Origin of the sequence: Galbitalea soli, from assembly GCF_010686725.1 — a bacterium.
GTDB lineage: Bacteria > Actinomycetota > Actinomycetes > Actinomycetales > Microbacteriaceae > Galbitalea > Galbitalea soli.
The window spans coordinates 360903-378834 of sequence record NZ_JAAGWZ010000001.1 but is presented as its reverse complement, the minus strand read 5'-3'; the positions used below and the strand labels follow the sequence as shown (position 1 = coordinate 378834).

Below are 17932 nucleotides of genomic sequence, written 5' to 3'. Positions count from 1 at the left end.
CGACCCCGGGACCTTCGACCCTCGCCTGCGCCGCGCCGGCGGAGCACAGTGAGGAGGAGAGATCTCCGTCCGACTCGAGGAGTGCGCCATGCCCGAACGAATCATCGTCGCGACCGACGGCGGTGCCGCCAGCCACACTGCGCTGCGCTGGGCCGCGGAACGCGCCGTCACCCGGCCCGTGCTGATCACCGCGGTCTCCGTCGAGGAGACCGACTGGCTCCCGGTCGGTGCCGACGCGACGCCCTACCGTCGCGCGTACCTCGGCGCCCTCGATACCGCGCGGATCATCATCGAGACCGCGTCGCCCGGCACGGGTGTCGAGCGGGTGCTGCTGCAGGGCTCACCCGAGGATGCCCTCGCCAAGGCCTCCGAGAGCGCCGACCTCCTCGTCATCGGGTCGAAGCACGCGAGCGCGCTGGCGAACGCCTTCCACTCGACCCTCTCGCTGCAGCTCGCCTCGCGCACCCGCTGTGCGATGGTCGTCGTGCCCGTCGAGTGGCGCGCCGACGGCGGCGTCGACGGTGAGATCGTGGTGGCCCTCGACACCGACGAATCGAGCGCCGACGCCGTGGACCGCGCGGCCGAGGAGGCGGAGATCCTGGGCTGCCGCCTCCACATCGTGCACAGCTGGTCGATCCCGACGACCGTCACCATCGGCGAGTTCATCTCGCCCGAGTCCTACGACTCACTCCGAGCGGCCCACCACGAGGTGCTGATGGACGCGGTGCAGCGAGCGCGAGCCGAGCATCCGACGCTCCATGTCAGCCAGACCCTGCAGGTCGGCGACCCGGCCGCGCTCGTCGGGCACATCGCAGCCCACGCCCGTCTCCTCGTGGTGGGAACCCACCATCGCGGACTCGTCGGCAGCCTGGTCCTCGGCTCGGTCAGCCACGACCTCCTCGTGGCGATGCCGTGCCCGATCATGGTCGTGCCCGGAGACCCCACGCATCGTGGGACCTTGGACCCTGTCGTCGCGGGCGCGCAGGCGGGACGCTGACACCATGTCCACCCTCTCCGCATCCGATTCACCACTCGTCGCCCCGACCTCCAACTGGCTCGCGGGTCGCATCGTCGTCGGCATCGACGGCAGCACCGGCTCGTTCAGCGCGCTGCGCCACGCCCGCCGGCTCGCCGATCTGACCGGTGCCCGCCTCGAACTCGTGACCGCCTGGACCTACCCGGTCAAGTTCGGACCGATGTGGGCACCGCTCGAGTGGTCGCCGGAGGAGGACGCGCGAACCATGCTCCGCGAGGCGGCCGCGCACGAGTTCGGCAAAGAGGTGCCCGCCACGCTCACCTCGCGCACCTACGAGGGCTCCGCGGCGGGAGTGCTGATCCACGAGAGCGCCGGGGCCGACCTGCTCGTCGTCGGCAGCCGCGGTCACGGCGGATTCGCCGGACTGCTGCTGGGGTCGGTGAGCTCCGCCTGCGCCGAGCACGCGCACTGCCCGGTGCTGGTCATCCCGACCGGAAGCCGCCCCGGAGCGATGGCATGACCGAGCTGGAGACCGGATCACCGGCGCAGGCCGTGGGGTGCGAGAGCTACCCCCTGCAGGTCGTCGACGCCTGGTGGCGCGCCGCGAACTACCTGACCGTCGGGCAGATCTACCTGATGGACAACCCGCTGCTCACCCGCCCCCTGGCGGCGAGCGACATCAAGCCGCGACTGCTCGGCCACTGGGGCACCTCGCCCGCGCTCAACCTGCTGTGGGCGCACCTCAACCGCGAGCTCGTGCGACGCCCGGAGCTGGCGCTCCTCTACATCGCCGGGCCGGGGCATGGCGGGCCCGCCGTGGTCGCGAACGCCTGGCTCGACGGCACCTACTCCGAGCTGTTCCCCCACGTGGGCACGGATGAGGCGGGGCTGCGCGAGCTGTTCCGCCAGTTCTCGTTCCCAGGGGGGATCCCCTCGCACGCCTCACCGGACACGCCGGGCTCCATCCACGAGGGAGGCGAGCTCGGCTACTCGCTCGTGCACGCCTACGGCGCCGCCCTCGACAACCCCGGGCTCACCGTCGCCTGCGTCGTGGGCGACGGCGAGGCCGAGACCGGCACGCTCGCCGCGAGCTGGCACCTCGGCAAGTTCATCAACCCCGAGACCGACGGCGCGGTGCTGCCGATCCTCAACCTCAACGGCTACAAGATCGCGAACCCCGCGGTGCTCGCGCGCATCCCCGAGCGCGAGCTCCTCGCGCTCTTCGAGGGCTACGGGTACTCGCCCCGCATCGTCTCCGGCGGCTTCGACGGCGAAGACCCCATGGTCGTGCACACCGCGCTGGCCGCCGAACTCGACCGCGCACTCGACGACATCGAGCACATCCAGCGCGTCGCCCGCACGGGCGGGCCGCGCGAGCGAGCCTCCTGGCCGATGATCATCCTGCGCACGCCGAAGGGCTGGACGGGCCCGCGCGAGGTGGACGGGCTCCCCGTCGAGAACACCTGGCGAGCACACCAGGTCCCGCTCGCACAGGTGCGCGAACGCGACGACCACCGAGCCCAGCTCGAGGAGTGGATGCACAGCTACCGGCCGGAGGAACTGTTCGACCGGGACGGGCGTCTGAGCCCGGCACTCGCCTCGATGCGGCCGCGGGGGGAGCGGCGGATGAGCGCCTCGCCGGTCGCGAACGGGGGTGCGGTCATCCGCCCGCTCCTGCTGCCCGACCCCGCCTCGCGCGCCGTGGACGTCTCGACCCGGCGCGGCGCGACCGCGGAGGCGACCCGGGTGCTCGGGCACTGGCTCGCCGACGTCATGCGGGCGAACCCCGACAACTTCAGGCTCTTCGGGCCCGACGAGACCGCGTCGAATCGCCTCGACGGCGTCTACGCGGTGACGGCGAAGCAGTGGGAGGGCGAGATCCTCGCCACCGACGAGAACCTCGCCGGCGAGGGCAAGGTCATCGAGATCCTGAGCGAGAACCTCGTCGAGGGGCTCCTCGAGGGATACCTCCTGACCGGCCGACACGGGCTCACGAGCTCGTACGAGGCGTTCATCCAGGTCGTGGACTCGATGTTCAACCAGCACGCGAAGTGGCTCGAGGCGAGCGCGCGCGTACCGTGGCGGCGTCCGGTCGCCTCGCTCACCTATCTGCTCAGCTCCCACGTCTGGCGGCAGGATCACAACGGCTTCTCGCATCAGGATCCCGGCTTCCTCGGTCACGTCGTCACGAAGAGCCCCGACGTGACGCGGGTGTACCTGCCGCCGGACGCGAACACGCTCCTCGTGACCATGGAGCACTGCTTCACCACCCGCGACCACATCAACGTCGTCGTGGCGGGCAAGCAGCCCGCGCCGAGCTTCCTGAGCCTCGAGGAGGCCCGGGTGCACGGTGCCCGCGGAATCAGCATCTGGCCCTGGGCGGGCAGCGAGATCGATGGTCTCGAACCCGACGTCGTCATCGCTGCCGCCGGCGACGTGCCGACCCTGGAGGCGATGGAGGCCGTGCGGCTGCTGCGGGCGAACGTGCCCGAGATGCGGGTGCGCTTCGTGAACGTGATCGACCTCATGCGACTGCAGGACCCGAGCCAGCACCAGCACGGGATGCCCGACACCGAGTTCGACGCGATCTTCACGACCGATACGCCGATCGTGTTCGCGTTCCACGGCTACCCGACGCTCATCCACCAACTGGCCTACCGGCGTCACAACCATCACAATCTGCACGTTCGGGGCTTCACCGAGCACGGCACGACGACGACCCCGTTCGACATGCTCATGCTCAACGATCTGGATCGCTATCGGCTCGCGATGGACGCCATCCGCCACGTCGCCGGGTTCGCCGGCCGATACGGCGCGGTGAGCCAGCGCTTCGAGGACGAACGCGCGCGACACCGCGCCACCGCCTATCGCACGGGCGAGGATGCGGCGGAGGTGTCAGGCTGGGAATGGCTGACCGAGGTGGTGGGCCCCGGGGCCCGGATGGGGGACTGAGATGACGGGGATGTTCGGAGAGATCGTCGTCGGCTGGAGCGGGTCGGGGCTGTCGTCGCGGGCCGCCGAGTGGGCGGCGCGGCACGCGGCCCGATCGGGACGCACCCTCGTGCTGCTGCGCGCGGTCGACAACAACGATGACGGCGTGGTTCCGCCCGAGGAGTTCGATGCCTGCTGCGAGCTCACCGAGGAGGAGGCCGCGCGCCTCGCCCGCGTCGAGCCCAATCTGCGCGTCCGGGCGATCGTCGAGCGCGGATCCCTGGAGGTCGCGCTGCGGCACTTCTCGCTGCGCGCCGACCTCGTCGTCCTCGGTCGCCGCGCCCATCCGGAGCGCGGGTTCCACACCGTCGTCGGGACCTTGGCGACCCGGTCGGCCTGCCCGGTCGTCGCCGTGCCGTTCGCCACCGACGCCGCCCCCCGGGGCATCGTCGTCGGAATCGACGGCACCCAGGCGTCGGTGCTCGCCGCGATGGTCGCGGCACAGGAGGCCACCGCGATCGGCGAGCCGCTCACCATCGCCCACAGCTGGCTCGAGCCGAGCGCCTGGCAGACGGCCTTCCCGCTCGGCGACGAGATGATCGCGAGCATCGAAGACGTCCATCGCCGCACGCTGCACGCCATCGTCACTGAGGTGCAGGCCGCCTTCCCGGAGCTGACCGTCACGCCGAAGCTTCTGCGCGGCTCCGCGCAGAGCGTCCTGGTGCACGCGGATGACCACCCCGAGCTCATCGTCGTCGGCTCCCGCGCCCGCAGTGTCGCGGCCGAGGTGCTGTTGGGCTCGGTCGCGTACGAGGCCGCCCTGCACGCCGATCACCCCGTCATGATCGTCCGCGAGGACGGCATCGGGCCCGTGGGCAGGCGAGCGCTCGAGGCGGCGCGGCACTCTGCGGCTCCGCACAGCATCCCCAGCGAACACGTCCCGCTCGCCTGACGCGGGACCCGAGTGAAAGGGCAGACGACGATGTCTGACAGTGCCAACCCGGTCGAGTTGCTCGGCAGTGATGAGGCGTGGAGGCTGCTCGCCGCGCACAGTTTCGGGCGGCTGGCCCTCGCGGCCGCGGGCGAGGTCGACGTGTTCCCGATCAACTACTTCTGCGACGGTCACTCGATCCTGCTGCGGACGGCGCCGGGGACGAAGCTCTTGGAGCTCGCGATCACGGGGCGCGCGGTGCTGGAGATCGACGAATACACCGACACCGTCGCCTGGAGCGTGGTCGCGAAGGGTCCGGCGAGCGAGTTGGAGTCGCAGACCGAGATCGACGAGGCCGACCGCGCACCGCTCACCCCCTGGATCCCCACACTGAAATACCGCTACGTGCGCATCCACCCCACGGAGGTGACCGGGCGACGGTTCAGTCGCGGTCCGGAGCCCGTGCGCGACCTCGTCTGACGGCCCGCAGGGCCGCCGTGACGGGCACGCGAGCATGGCCCGGGGAGCACGAGCGCGCCTGCGCCCACCCGCGCCGCGCTCGGGCCGGATCCGGGCCTTTGGTCCCTAGTCCCGGTGGGGCCGGGTACGGGAGCGTGGGGGAGCGGGGTGGCTGAGCCCCGCGATCGCCCCTCGCCCTGAGCGACCGACGAAAGGCCCCGCGTGGACCCCCTGGAGATTGCCCGCTGGCAATTCGGAATCACGACCGTCTACCATTTCTGGCTCGTTCCCCTGACCCTCGGGCTCGGTCCCGTCGTCGCCATCATGCAGACCCTCTGGGTGCGCACCGGCAACGAGCAGTACCTGCGGATGACCAAGTTCTGGGGCAAGCTCTACCTGATCAACTTCATCCTCGGCGTCGCCACCGGAATCGTGCAGGAGTTCCAGTTCGGCATGGCGTGGAGCGAGTACTCCCGGTTCGTCGGGGACGTCTTCGGAGCGCCGCTCGCGATGGAGGGACTGCTCGCGTTCTTCTTCGAGTCGACCTTCCTCGGCCTCTGGATCTTCGGCTGGAGCCGACTCCCCAAGCGCATGCACCTCGCCGCCCTGTGGATCGCCGTCGCGGGCTCGCTCGTCTCCGCGTTCTTCATCATCGTCGCCAACTCGTGGATGCAGCACCCGGTCGGTGTGAAGCTCGTGAACGGGCATCCGGTCATGACCGACATCTGGGCGGTGCTGACCAACAACACCGCACTCAATGCCTGGTCGCACACCCTGTGCGGCGCGTTCTGCGTGGGTGGCGCGTTCCTCCTCGGCATCGCGTGGTACCACCTGTGGCGTCGGCGCCGCGACGGCATCGACACGGTGGATGCGACGGGTCGCGTCGTCGTGGGGGAGGCGCCGGAGATCCCCGGTCGCGACCGCACCGACCACCGGGTCTGGCTCAGCTCGCTGCGCATGGGCGCCGTCGTCGCCATCGTGGCGTTCGCCGGGGTCGCGATCACCGGCGACGCGCAGGCCAAGCTCATGTTCCAGCAGCAGCCGATGAAGATGGCCGCCGCCGAGGCCGCCTGCCAGACCGGAACCTCGTTCTCCGTGCTGTCGCTCGGCGACGTGGGCTCCGCCGACTGCTCGAACGTGGTGGGCGTCATCGAGATCCCGGGGCTGCTGTCGTTCCTCGCCAACGGCAACATGACGACCACCGTGAAGGGCGTGGACGCGCTCGTACCGGAATACCAGGCGAAATACGGCGCCACGCTGCCCGACAACCCGATCTACGGCTCGCGCGCCGGCGAGGCGATTCGCTACGTGCCGATCATGGCCGTCACCTACTGGGGCTTCCGGCTCATGATCCTGTTCGGTGCCCTCGCCGCCTTCGCCGCCGCGGTCGCCCTCTGGTTGACCCGCAAGGGAACGGTGCCGGGGTCAGTGTGGATCATGCGACTGGCGATCCTCGGAATCCAGGCGCCGTTCGCCGCGAGCGCGGCCGGGTGGATCTTCACGGAGATGGGACGCCAGCCCTTCGTCGTGGCGCCCAACCCGACACCGGGCGGCATCGACGGGGTGTTCATGTACACCGCCGCCGCCGTGTCGCCCGGGGTGACCGCGGGCGAGCTGCTGTTCTCCCTGATCGCCCTCACCCTCGTCTACGGAGCGCTCATGGTGGTCGAGGTGCGACTCATGGTCCGGTACATCCGCGGGGGTGTCGTCTCGGCGATGCCGGAGCTCGCCGCGCACGACGACACTCCCACCACCCCCACCGACCGCGACAGCGACGACGTCCTGTCGTTCGCCTACTAGGAGGCCGCCGCCATGGATGTTCTGCCCACCATTTGGTTCTTCGCGATCGGCGTGCTGTGGATCGGCTATCTCATCCTCGAGGGATTCGATCTGGGAGTCGGGATGCACCTGCTCTTCACCGCTCGCGGCGACACCGAACGACGCGTCATGCTCAACACGATCGGCCCGGTGTGGGACGGCAACGAGGTCTGGCTCCTCACCGCCGGTGCCGCGACCTTCGCCGCCTTCCCCTACTGGTACGCCTCGCTGTTCTCCACCCTCTACGTACCGCTGACGCTCGCCCTGATCGGACTGATCTTCCGGGCGGTCGCGATCGAGTATCGCGGCAAGGGGGTGAGCGAGCAGTGGACGCGCTTCTGGGATCGCGCGATCGGCTGGGGATCGGTGATCGTCGCCTTCTGCGTCGGTGCCCTGCTCGCGCTGACGACGACGGGACTGCCGATCGACTCGAACGGCGACCGCGTCGGCGGCCCCTTCGTCTGGGTGAATGGCTACGCGATCCTCGGCGGTCTCGCGGTGGTCGGATTCTGCCTCGTGCACGCGGGCGCCTTCCTGGCGCTCAAGACGGACGGGGAGGTGCGGCAGCGCACCGGGCGCTTCGCCACGCGCTGGGCCCCGGTCGCCCTGCTCCCGATCGTCGCCTGGGTGCTCATCGTGCAGTGGCAGGGCGGCAAGGGCTGGACCTGGCTGCTCATCGCGGCCGCCGTCGTGTCCGTCGTGTGGGCCTGGCTGAACTCGCGTCGCGGGCGGGAGGGGCGGGCATTCGCCGGCTTCGCGATCTTCCTCGCGCTCGGTGCGCTCACCCTCTTCGCGTCGGTCTACCCGGTGGTCTTGCCGTCGACGGTGTCGCACGCGAACGATCTCACGGTGCACACCGCGTCGAGTGGCTCGTACACCCTCGGGGTGATGAGCGTCGTGACCGCGTTCGGCCTCCCGCTCGTGCTGCTCTACCAGGGCTGGACCTACTGGGTGTTCCGCCGCCGGATCAGCACGCACCACATTCCCGCGGCGCACCCCATCGTGCCGGCCGTCCGGCGCTGAGCGCGCAGCGCACGCCTCGCCTCAGACCACGCCGGGAGCGGTGCGGCGACGCGGAGTGCGCCAGAAGAAGTGCTTGAGCACCTCGGTGGATGCCAGATACGCCGCCACGATTCCCACGATGGTCGCGACGAGCGTCACCGGAAGCGGGATCAGCTGGAACGGGTCCGCGAGCGGCGAGTAGATCAGGGTCACGGCCGCGACGATGACGGCCGCACCCGCCGCCAGCAGGGGGCGCGCCGGACTGCTGCGCCAGAACGGGCGGCGGGTGCGGAGCACGACGATCACCGAGACCTCGGTGAGCACCGATCCCAGGAACCAGGCGCTGCGGAACTCGGCCGCGTGCGCGTGCAGCCCGAGACGCAGGACGGCGAAGGTGACGAGGTCGAACACCGAGCTGAGCGCACCGAACGCGAGCATGTAGCGACGAATGAGGTGAACGTTCCAGCGCTGCGGACGCTGCAGCTGCCCCGCGTCGACGCTGTCGGTCGCGATCGTGGTCGCGGGCAGGTCGCCCAGCAGGTTGAGCAACAGGATCTGGCTCGCGAGCAGCGGCAGGAAGGGCAGAACGGCGGCGCCGATCGCCATGCTCAGCATGTTGCCGAAGTTCGAGCTCGTCGCCATGAAGATGTACTTCATCGTGTTGGCGAAGGTGCGGCGCCCCTGCCGAACCCCGTCGAGCAGCACGCCGAGGTCCTTCTCGAGCAGCACGATTGCCGCGCTCTCCTTCGCGACCGAGACCGCCGAGCTCACCGAGATCCCCACGTCGGCCGCGCTGATCGACGGGGCGTCGTTGATCCCGTCGCCCAGATAGCCCACGACGGTGCCGGCCGCCCGGAAGGCCGCGACCACGCGCTCCTTCTGCGACGGCGTGAGCTCGCTGAACACTTCGACCGAGGGGATGACCCCCCTCAACCCGGCGTCATCGAGGCGCTCCACCTCCGCTCCCGTCAGTGCCCCGTCGGTCGCGAGCCCCACCTGGCGCGCAACATGCGCGGCGACGAGGTGGTTGTCGCCCGTGAGCATCCGGACCGACACCCCCGCGTCCTGGAGCGCCCGGATCGTGCGGTCGGCGCCCGGCTTGATCGGGTCGGCGAAGGTCAGGAAGCCCCGGAACACGAGGTCGTCCTCGTCGGCGACGGTCGCGGCGGCCGCATCCGCCGATCGCCCGGTCGCCATCGCGAGCACCCGCAGGCCCTGCTCGCTGAATGCCGCGAATCTCGCGTGCAGTGCGTCCCGGTGCGGGGCGATGTCGACGTCGTTGCCGTCCGACCGCACCCGGCTGCAGCAGCCGAGCACGGAATCGAAGGCGCCCTTCGTGATGAGCACCGGGCCCGTCCCCGAGTCGGCGGCAGCGGTGGCGGACTCGACCAGGATGCTGAGCCTGCGGCGACTGAAGTCGTAGGGCACCTCGGCGAGCGCGCGGACCCCCGTGGGAAGTGCGTGGGCGGCGACGATCGCGGCATCGATCGGGTTGCGCATTCCGAGCTGCAGTCCGGCATTGAGGCTGGCCAGCTCGAGCACGTCGGCCCGCGCGCGCCCGCTGGGGGAGAGGGCGCCCGCGAGCTGGACGGCGCCCACGGTCATCGTGCCGGTCTTGTCGGAGCACAGCACGCCCATCGAGCCGAAGTCCTCGATCGCGTCCAGCCGCCGCACGATCACGCGCTGCTTCGCCATCTGCCGGGCACCCTGGGCGAGGCTGATGCTCACGATCGCGGGCAGCAACTGGGGCGTGAGGCCGACGGCGAGGGCCAGGGAGAACAGCGCGGAGTCGATGAGGGGGCGCTGCAGCAGCAGATTGACCACGAAGATCGCCACCACGAGGACGATCATGATGCGGCCCAGGAGCAGGCCGAGCGCGGTGAGCCCGCGTTCGAAGCCCGTGGGAGGACGCCGGGCCGCGACCCGGTCGGAGATCCGCCCGTACTCGGTGGCGCGCCCCACTCGCGCCACGACGGCGAGTCCCGAGCCGGTGACGACGTGCGTTCCCAGAAAGACGGTGTTGCCGCGGTCCTCGAGCGCGGTTTCCGGTGCGCACTCGCCCGGCCGCTTCTCGACCGGAAAGGTCTCACCGGTGAGGGCGGCCTCGTCGACGGTGAGCCCGTTCGCCGCGAGGATGCGGCAGTCGCCGGGAACGAGGTCGCCCGCCGAGAGCTCGATGACGTCGCCCGGCACGACCTCGCCGAGCGGGATCTCCCGGGCGACCCCCGCGCGCCGCACGGTCACCGTCACGGCGACCGACTGCACGAGCGCTCGCACCGCGCGCCCCGCCCCGTGCTCCTGAGTGAAGCCGAGCAGACCCGAGAGCAGGATGATCACGATGATGATCGCCGCATCCGCGAGGTCGCCCAGCGCTCCCGAGATGATCGTGGCCGCGACCAGGATCAGAACGATCGGGCTGAGGAACTGGCGCACGAGGAGTCGCCACCAGGGCAGCTGCGCCCGCGACGCGAGGGCGTCGGCACGGAACCGGTCGGCCACCGCGGCGACATCGGCCTCGGCAAGGCCGGACCGGGTGGTGGCGAGGGTCGCGAGGAGGGCATCCTCGGGGCCCGACCAGAACGGCGCGCCACCGGAACTCGCGTCGACGGCTGCGGCGGGGCCGGTCCGCCTCATCGAGCGCGCGAACCGGACCGCAGGCGAGCGCCGGCGAGTCCCGCCACCTCGACGCCCCACTCCCGGGCGCGCTCGGCCTCCCCGGCCAGGAGTTCGTTCTCCATGGTCACGCGAAAGCTCTCCGGCCGCACGCAGCCGATGAGACCGAGCTGCTCGAGGCGCGCGGCGATCCGGGTCGCCGCTCGTCCGGTGAGCAGGCGGGGTGCGGTCGCCCGCGTGTCGAAGGCGGCGTAGATGCCGGTCGCCGGCGGCAGGGCGCCGATCCACTCCCGCACGCCGATCCCGAGCGCGAGGGGCTCCAGCTGCAGACCCCGTTCCGGGTCCTCGACCTCGCGGGCCGCCTCCCGCCGGGTGCGCGGCAGGCTCATCGTCATCGCGTGGGTGGGCGCCCCGACCACGAGCAGGTCCGTGCCCTCCGGAACCTCGCTCGGTGCCTCGCCGACGCGCACGACCTCGGTCTCGAAGCCGCTGCGGAGGCCCGCGGCGATGTCGTCGGCGATCATCCGCGTGTTTCCGAACATCGATTCGTAGACGACGAGTGCCTTCACGGCTGACCTCCCTCACCGAGGTGGTGGGCGACCACGCGATCGGAGCCCGCTCGCGCGTGGGTGCCCAGTGTAGGCGCCGGGCGCACGAGCGCGGTGGGGCCGGTGATATTGAGGAGCACATCGTGGACCACCGGTCCGAGCACGCGCGGGCCCTCGTCGGCCGGGGTGGAGCCCAGAACGGTCAGGGACGCCCGTTCGGCCGCCTCGACGAGACGCTCGGCGGGGTGGTGGCGAAGCAGACGGATGAAGCTCGCGAGATCGGGGAACTCGGCCCGCAGGTAGTCGCGCGCGATATCGACCGCGGTTTCGTCATCCACCGCGATGACGGTGAGCATCTCGCTGGTGCGGCGTGCCTCGCGGCCCGCAAAGTCGAGGGCCGCGACGCTGGCGAGCGAGTCGCGCACGCCGACGACGATGCCGGATCTGGCCCCGCCGCTCGAGCTCGGCATCACGACGACGGTCGCGTGCGTGAGGGCCGCGAGCCGGAGCCCGCTGGAGCCGAAGACTCGACCGCGGATGAAGCCCGTCTTGTGCGTGCCGATCACGACCATGTCGTCTGCCCCGGCCTCGGACGCGAGACGGGTCATCGGGTCGCCAGAGAGCACCAGGGTCTCCACCTGAGCCGTCGGTGCGTTGCGCCGGAGCGCCTCCGACTCGGTCTCGAGTTCAGCCAGGAGGTCGGGGTGGCGGCCGTCCTGAACCCCCACGAGGATGATCGTCTCACCGGTCTCCCTCGCCCGCCGCCCGGCCCACGTCACCGCCTGACGGGAGGGACCGGAACCGTCCGCACCGACGAGGATTCGACCAGTCACTCATTCCTCCAGCAGTATCGGACGGGTACTCGCGTGTTCGGATCCCACTTTCCCTCCCCGGCCCCCTGCCCCATAGGGCCATAGGTCCCTAGGCTGGGGGTCGGACCAACGACAGAATGACGGACAGTGACGCCCTCCGACGCTTCCTCGCTCAGCTTCCCGGACCCGCCCCGGGCCGAGTTGGATCGCGCTCTCGGCGATCTCGTCACCATCGCCGAGCAGGTGCTCACGACGCAGGGTCGCCTTCGCGCGCTCCTTCGCGCCAACGAGGCCGTGGTTCAGCAGCTCGACCTGCCCGTCGTCCTGCGCACGATCGTGGAGGCCGCGGTCGAGCTCGTCGACGCGAAGTTCGGCGCGCTGGGGGTCATCGACTCCCAGGGCGGGCTTGAGCAGTTCATCCACGTCGGCCTCAGCGCCGAGGAGGCGGCCCCGATCGGCCATCTGCCGCAGGGTCACGGGATTCTCGGTGCGGTCATCGACGACCCGCGCCCCATCCGCCTCGCCCACCTCACGCGCGACCCGCGCTCCGTCGGATTTCCGGCCGAGCATCCCGCCATGCAGAGCTTCCTCGGCGTTCCCATCACCGTGCGCGAGGAGGTCTACGGCAACCTCTACCTCACCGACAGCGCGCGAGGCGAGTTCAGCGACGCCGACGAGGAGCTCGTGACCGCGCTCGCCGCGACGGCCGGCTTCGCCATCGACAACGCGCGACTGTTCGCCGAGACGAAGCGCCGTCAGGCGTGGTCCGCCGCCTCGGCCGAGGTCACGGAGGCGCTGCTCGCCGCCGACGAGAGCAACGCCCTCGAGATCGTCGCCACGCGCACCCTCGCTCTGGCCGGCGCCGACCTGGTGCTCGTCGTCGAGACCGCGGCGGAGCCGGGGCGCCTGCGCGTCACCATCGCCCGGGGCGCGGGGGAGAAGCACTTCGAGGGCACGACGTTCGCGGCCGCCGACTCCGTCTCGGAGAGCGTCATGGTCGCTCGGCAGCCGCGGCTCCTGCACGAGACCGACAGCCCGCCCACGCTCGGGGAGCACGCGGCCGAGTACGGACCGATGATGGCGCTGCCCCTCATGGCGCGCGGGGGAGCCCTCGGGGCGCTTCTCGTCGTGCGGTCGGCGGGCGGTCCGCGCTTCTCCCGGGCCGACCTCGAACTCGCCGCCGATTTCGCCGAGCAGGCCAGCGTCGCCATGGAACTCGCTCAGGCGCGCGCCGACCGCCAGCGGATGATGCTCCTCGAGGATCGCGGGCGCATCGCGCGCGACCTCCACGACCACGTGATCCAGCAGCTGTTCGCCACGGGGATGGAGTTGCAGAGCACCCTCGGCACCCTTCCCATCGGACCGGCGATGGAGCGCGTCGACCGCTCGATCACCAACATCGACGCGGCGATCTCGCAGATCCGCACGGCGATCTTCGCGCTCTCCAGCGAACAGAACCAGCGCGGCGACACCGTTCGCCACCGAATCATCGACGTCGTCAACGAGATCGCGGACGCCTTCCCGCGCCCGCCGCACCTGGACTTCTCGGGGGCCATCGACAGCGCGATCGACGACGCGGTGGCGGATGACCTGCTCGCGGTCATCCGCGAGAGCCTCACCAACGCGGCGCGCCACTCGCACCCGACGGTCGTCTCCGTGTCGGTGTCGGTCGACGCCGGAATGGTCATGGTGCGCGTGACGAACGACGGCGCGCCCGAGGAGGTATCCGGCAGGCGGAGCGGGATCGCGAATCTCGCCGCCCGCGCGGAGCAGCGCGGCGGCAGCTTCGATTTCGAGATCGACGGCGGCGTGGCGACGGCCAGTTGGGTCGCGCATTATCGGAGCGAGAGCAGCGAGGTGCGGGTATGAGTGCGATCCGGGTGTTTCTGGTGGATGACCACGAGGTGGTCCGCCGCGGCATCGCCGAGCTGCTCGGCGCGGAGGACGACATCGAGATCGTCGGCGAGGCCGGTACCGCCGCTCAGGCCCGCGCGCGCATCGCCGCGGTCCGACCCGACGTCGCGGTGCTCGACGTGCGGCTCCCGGACGGCAGCGGAATCGACGTCTGTCGTGCCCTGCAGGTCGCGGCACCCGACACGCACTCTCTCATCCTGACCGCCTACGACGACGATCAGGCGCTCTACGCGGCGGTCATCGCGGGGGCGAAGGGCTACGTGCTCAAGGACGTGCGCGGCAGCGGCCTGGTGGAGGCCATCCGGCGGGTATCGCAGGGACACTCGCTCCTGGATCCGGCGCTGCGCAGGCGCGCGGTCGAGAACATGCGCGACGAGACGGGGGAGGACCCGCGGCTCGCGGCCCTCAGCCTCCGCGAGCGGCAGGTGCTCGCGCTCATCGCGCAGGGCCTTACCAATCGCCAGATCGGCGAGAAGATGTCGCTCGCCGAGAAGACGGTCAAGAACTACGTGTCGAGCCTGCTCAGCAAGCTCGGTCTGCAGCGCCGAACGCAGGCGGTCGCGCTGCAGCTGGACCGGCACTCCCGCTAGCGGCGCGGCGCGTCGCGTCGCGTCGCACCGCGGCCCAGTGACCGCGGAACAGCACGCCGCGCTGGCGACCGCCTGAGCCGGCCGCCAGCGCGCCGGAGTCAGTGCTTGTGGCCGCCCTTGCCGTGGTGCGACGGGTGCGCGGGGTGAACGTGGTGCGTGCGAGGCGCCGTCACCGTCGCGGTCGAGGTCGGGGTGTCGGTCGGCACCGCGGTGGGCGTGCTGGTGGGAACGGTGCCGAGCACGAGAGCGCAGTAGGCGTCGATCCCGGTCTCGCCACCCGAGGCGAGCGCGAGTGCGGCGTGTGCGGTGGACGGGTGGTGCAGCCCGCCATGCGTGTAGGCGGTGCACAGACCGAAGGCGGCGGGTCCGGTGGCGTCGGGGCCCTTGGCGTCGGTGGTCGGCGAGGGCGTGGGAACCGCGGTGTCGGTGGGCTCCGGGGTGGCGGTGTCCGTCGGCTCGGGCGTGTCGGTGGGGTCCGGCGTGTCGCTCGGCTCGGGCGAGCTCGTGTCACCGGGCTGGGGCGTCTCGTCACTCGTGCCGACGGACGGCGCACCGATCGCGCTGTGCGCGACCTGCTGCAGCGGCGCGGGAAGCACCCCCGCGTAGGCGGCGACCGTGCCGCCCGTGGCAGCAGCCACGATCGCGAACGCGGCGACGGCGATCTTCCCGGTCACGAAAGCAGAGATGAGCGGCATATTTCCCCCAAGAAATCGAATTGCCAGGCGGCCCCGTACCCCCGGACCCTCACTGCGGTAATCGCACGCGGCCGCGAAAGGTTACGCGCCGAACGAGAGACGTCCCGCACGATTGTGTGCGGGGCGTCTCTCGGCGCTGGGCGTGACCAAACGAGAGAAGTCCCGCACCGTTCGGTGCGGGACTTCTTCCGGCTCCGGGCCGACGGTCTCGCCGAGCCAGGGAGCGTGTTGTGCGCGAAGGGGGACTTGAACCCCCACGCCCTATACGGGCACTAGCACCTCAAGCTAGCGCGTCTGCCATTTCCGCCATCCGCGCGCATCCGACCGGTTCTTTCGAACCTGCCGACGTACGAGAATAGCACGGCCCCGGCTGCTCGCCGACACCACGCCGGGCACCCTGCGGGTTGCGGGTAGCGTGGTCACATGCTCGAAGAAACCGCCGCGATTGCACGCGACCTGATTCGATTCGATACCTCCAACTACGGCCAGGGCCGGTCGAACGGCGAGACCGAGGCGGCCGAGTATCTGGGCGCCCACCTCGAGCGGCTGGGGCTGTCGCCCCACTACGTCGATGCCGCGCCCGGCCGCACCTCGGTGGTCGCGCGCGTGCCCGGAGCCGACTCCTCGCTGCCCGCCCTCGTGCTGCACGGGCACACCGACGTCGTGCCCGCGGATGCCGAGAACTGGAGCGTCGATCCGTTCGGCGGCGAGATCAAAGACGGCATGCTCTGGGGGCGCGGCGCGGTCGACATGAAGGACATGGACGCCATGATGATCGGCGCCCTCAGCGATGTGCTCGCAAACGGCGGTCAACCGCGGCGCGACATCATCGTCGCCTACTTCGCCGACGAGGAGAACGGGGGCGTGTTCGGTTCGCACTACCTCGTTGACCATCATCCCCAGCTCTTCGCGGGGGCGACCGAGGCGATCAGCGAGGTCGGCGGATACTCGGTGACCCTCGGCGGCGAGCGCGCCTACCTGCTCCAGACGGGGGAGAAGGCACTCATCTGGATCAAGCTCGTCGCTCGGGGGCGCGCGGCCCACGGCAGCCGGGTGATCCACGACAACGCGGTCACGAAGCTCGCGGAGGCGATCGCCCTCCTCGGCCGGCGCGACTGGCCGGTGCGGCTGACCGACACGACGACCCAGCTCGTCGGCGAGCTGGCGCGCATCCTGGGCGTCGACCCGACGGTGGTCGGTCCGGAGGAGATCGTGATGAGCACGGGGACCGCGGCGGGGTTCATCCAGGCGACGCTGCGCACGACGAGCAACCCGACGGTGCTCACGGCCGGCTACAAGCACAACGTCATCCCCGACCGCGCCGAGGCTCTCGTCGATGTGCGCACCCTGCCGGGGGAGGAGGAGGCGGTGCTCGCCGAGATCCGCGCGCTCGTGGGCCCGGAGATCGAGATCGAGATCGTCCACACCGACATCGGCCTCGAGACGCCGTTCGAGGGCGCGCTCGTCGACGCCATGGTGGCAACGTTGAAGGCTCACGATCCGGGCGCACCCGTATTGCCGTACCTCATGTCCGGCGGCACCGACAACAAGGCGCTCTTCGAGCTCGGCATCACCGGCTACGGCTTCGCTCCGCTGCGACTGCCCGCCGATCTCGACTTCCCGGCGCTCTTCCACGGCGTCGACGAGCGCGTGCCCCTCGACGCATTAGTCTTTGGCAGACGGGTCCTCGGCGACCTGCTCTCCACCTACTGACCCCCGACAGGAGCCAGCGTGCACTTCCTCGACGCCATCATTCTCGGAATCGTCCAGGGCCTCACCGAGTTCCTGCCCATCTCGTCGAGCGCGCACCTCCGCATCGTGGGAGAGCTGCTGCGCCTGCCGTCCGACCCGGGCGCGGCCTTCACCGCGGTCATCCAGCTCGGCACCGAGCTCGCGGTGCTCATCTACTTCTGGCGCGACATCACCACCATCATCGGCAAGTGGGTCCGGGCGCTGTTCCGCCGGGTACCGCAGAGCGACCCGGATGTCCGGCTCGGCTGGTTCATCATCCTGGGCAGCCTCCCCATCGTGATCCTCGGCGTGCTGTTCCAAAACGCCATCGAGACGACCTTCCGCTCGCTCTGGATCGTGGCGGTGACGATGATCGTGTTCGGCATCATCCTCGGCATCGCGGACGCGGTGGGCGCGAAGACGAAGACCCTCGCCGACCTCAGCTGGCCCCAGGCGGTCGGCTACGGCTTCGCCCAGGCGCTCGCGCTCATCCCGGGGGTCTCCCGCTCCGGCGGCACCATCAGCGCCGGGCTGTTCATGGGCTACGAGCGCCCCGCCGCCGCGCGCTACTCGTTCCTGCTCGCGCTGCCCGCCGTCTTCGGCAGCGGTTTCTATGAGCTCTACAAGCTCGCGAAGGGCGTCTGCGCGGGAGGCGCGACGACGTGCCCGCCCGAGATCTTCACTCCGCTCGAGATCGGGGCCGCGACGGTCGTCGCCTTCGTCGTCGGATTCCTCGTGATCGCGTTCTTCATGCGCTACATCTCTCGACGCTCGTTCCTGCCGTTCGTCGTGTACCGAATCCTGCTCGGCGTGGTGCTGATCATCGCGCTCTCGACGGGCGCCCTCGCGGCCTGAGTCTCAGGCTCGCCGTCTCGGCCCGGCACCGGCACGCCTCCGCCCTGCGCACCGATG

The 17932-nt window shown here is 70.6% G+C and carries 15 protein-coding genes and 1 tRNA gene; 11 read left to right on the top strand and 5 right to left on the bottom strand.

The features are described from left to right. Positions 1–88 precede the first annotated feature (88 nt). The 7 genes from G3T37_RS01740 to cydB all read left to right on the top strand — a co-directional run bounded on the left by G3T37_RS01740 (position 89) and on the right by cydB (position 8138). Positions 89–997: a universal stress protein gene (locus tag G3T37_RS01740; protein WP_163471754.1), complete on the top strand. Its 909-nt coding sequence runs from the start codon at positions 89–91 to the stop codon at positions 995–997. A 4-nt stretch (positions 998–1001) separates the two neighbouring features. Then, positions 1002–1496, top strand: a complete 495-nt coding sequence (locus G3T37_RS01735) for a universal stress protein (protein ID WP_163471753.1) — start codon at positions 1002–1004, stop codon at positions 1494–1496. Next, entirely contained in the window at positions 1493–3928 is a 2436-nt protein-coding gene (locus G3T37_RS01730) for a phosphoketolase family protein (RefSeq protein ID WP_163471752.1), read from the top strand. Before G3T37_RS01735 ends, G3T37_RS01730 begins: the two co-directional genes overlap by 4 nt. Before the next feature lies 1 nt (position 3929). Next, complete coding sequence (locus G3T37_RS01725) at positions 3930–4859, top strand: universal stress protein (RefSeq protein ID WP_163471751.1); 930 nt, start codon at positions 3930–3932, stop codon at positions 4857–4859. A 30-nt stretch (positions 4860–4889) separates the two neighbouring features. Next, positions 4890–5318, top strand: coding sequence for a pyridoxamine 5'-phosphate oxidase family protein (locus tag G3T37_RS01720; protein WP_163471750.1), 429 nt, complete (start codon positions 4890–4892; stop codon positions 5316–5318). 201 nt (positions 5319–5519) lie between these two features. Then, positions 5520–7097 (top strand): cytochrome ubiquinol oxidase subunit I, encoded by a 1578-nt coding sequence (locus G3T37_RS01715; protein WP_163471749.1) that lies wholly within the window; start codon positions 5520–5522, stop codon positions 7095–7097. A gap of 12 nt (positions 7098–7109) precedes the next feature. Next, positions 7110–8138: a cytochrome d ubiquinol oxidase subunit II gene (gene cydB / locus G3T37_RS01710; RefSeq protein WP_163471748.1), complete on the top strand. Its 1029-nt coding sequence runs from the start codon at positions 7110–7112 to the stop codon at positions 8136–8138. A gap of 21 nt (positions 8139–8159) precedes the next feature. Here the strand turns inward: cydB and mgtA are convergent, their stop codons facing one another. The 3 genes from mgtA to G3T37_RS01695 are packed head-to-tail and all read right to left on the bottom strand — an operon-like array spanning position 8160 to position 12111. Further along, positions 8160–10751, bottom strand: coding sequence for a magnesium-translocating P-type ATPase (gene mgtA / locus G3T37_RS01705; RefSeq protein ID WP_163471747.1), 2592 nt, complete (start codon positions 10749–10751; stop codon positions 8160–8162). Beyond that, positions 10748–11299 carry a flavodoxin domain-containing protein gene (locus tag G3T37_RS01700; RefSeq protein ID WP_163471746.1) on the bottom strand — a complete coding sequence of 184 codons (552 nt, stop codon included), beginning with the start codon at positions 11297–11299 and terminating at the stop codon, positions 10748–10750. Before G3T37_RS01700 ends, mgtA begins: the two co-directional genes overlap by 4 nt. Next, positions 11296–12111, bottom strand: coding sequence for a universal stress protein (locus G3T37_RS01695; RefSeq protein ID WP_163471745.1), 816 nt, complete (start codon positions 12109–12111; stop codon positions 11296–11298). Before G3T37_RS01695 ends, G3T37_RS01700 begins: the two co-directional genes overlap by 4 nt. 126 nt (positions 12112–12237) lie before the next feature. Here G3T37_RS01695 and G3T37_RS01690 point away from each other — a divergent pair, with 126 nt between their 5' ends. Further along, on the top strand, positions 12238–13959 hold the full coding sequence (locus G3T37_RS01690; protein WP_163471744.1) for a GAF domain-containing protein: 1722 nt from the start codon (positions 12238–12240) through the stop codon (positions 13957–13959). Continuing rightward, positions 13956–14594 carry a response regulator gene (locus G3T37_RS01685; protein ID WP_163471743.1) on the top strand — a complete coding sequence of 213 codons (639 nt, stop codon included), beginning with the start codon at positions 13956–13958 and terminating at the stop codon, positions 14592–14594. Before G3T37_RS01690 ends, G3T37_RS01685 begins: the two co-directional genes overlap by 4 nt. Before the next feature lie 98 nt (positions 14595–14692). On the opposite strand, the gene G3T37_RS01680 is transcribed toward G3T37_RS01685, so the two are convergent. Next, positions 14693–15268, bottom strand: coding sequence for a RodZ family helix-turn-helix domain-containing protein (locus G3T37_RS01680; protein ID WP_163471742.1), 576 nt, complete (start codon positions 15266–15268; stop codon positions 14693–14695). Positions 15269–15520: 252 nt separating this feature from the next. After that, a tRNA-Leu gene (locus G3T37_RS01675) sits at positions 15521–15605 on the bottom strand. Between the two features lie 107 nt (positions 15606–15712). Between G3T37_RS01675 and G3T37_RS01670 the strand changes: the two genes are divergently transcribed. Then, on the top strand, positions 15713–17002 hold the full coding sequence (locus G3T37_RS01670) for a M20/M25/M40 family metallo-hydrolase (RefSeq protein WP_163471741.1): 1290 nt from the start codon (positions 15713–15715) through the stop codon (positions 17000–17002). 18 nt (positions 17003–17020) lie between these two features. Beyond that, positions 17021–17875: an undecaprenyl-diphosphate phosphatase gene (locus G3T37_RS01665; RefSeq protein ID WP_163471740.1), complete on the top strand. Its 855-nt coding sequence runs from the start codon at positions 17021–17023 to the stop codon at positions 17873–17875. Positions 17876–17932: the final 57 nt, after the last annotated feature.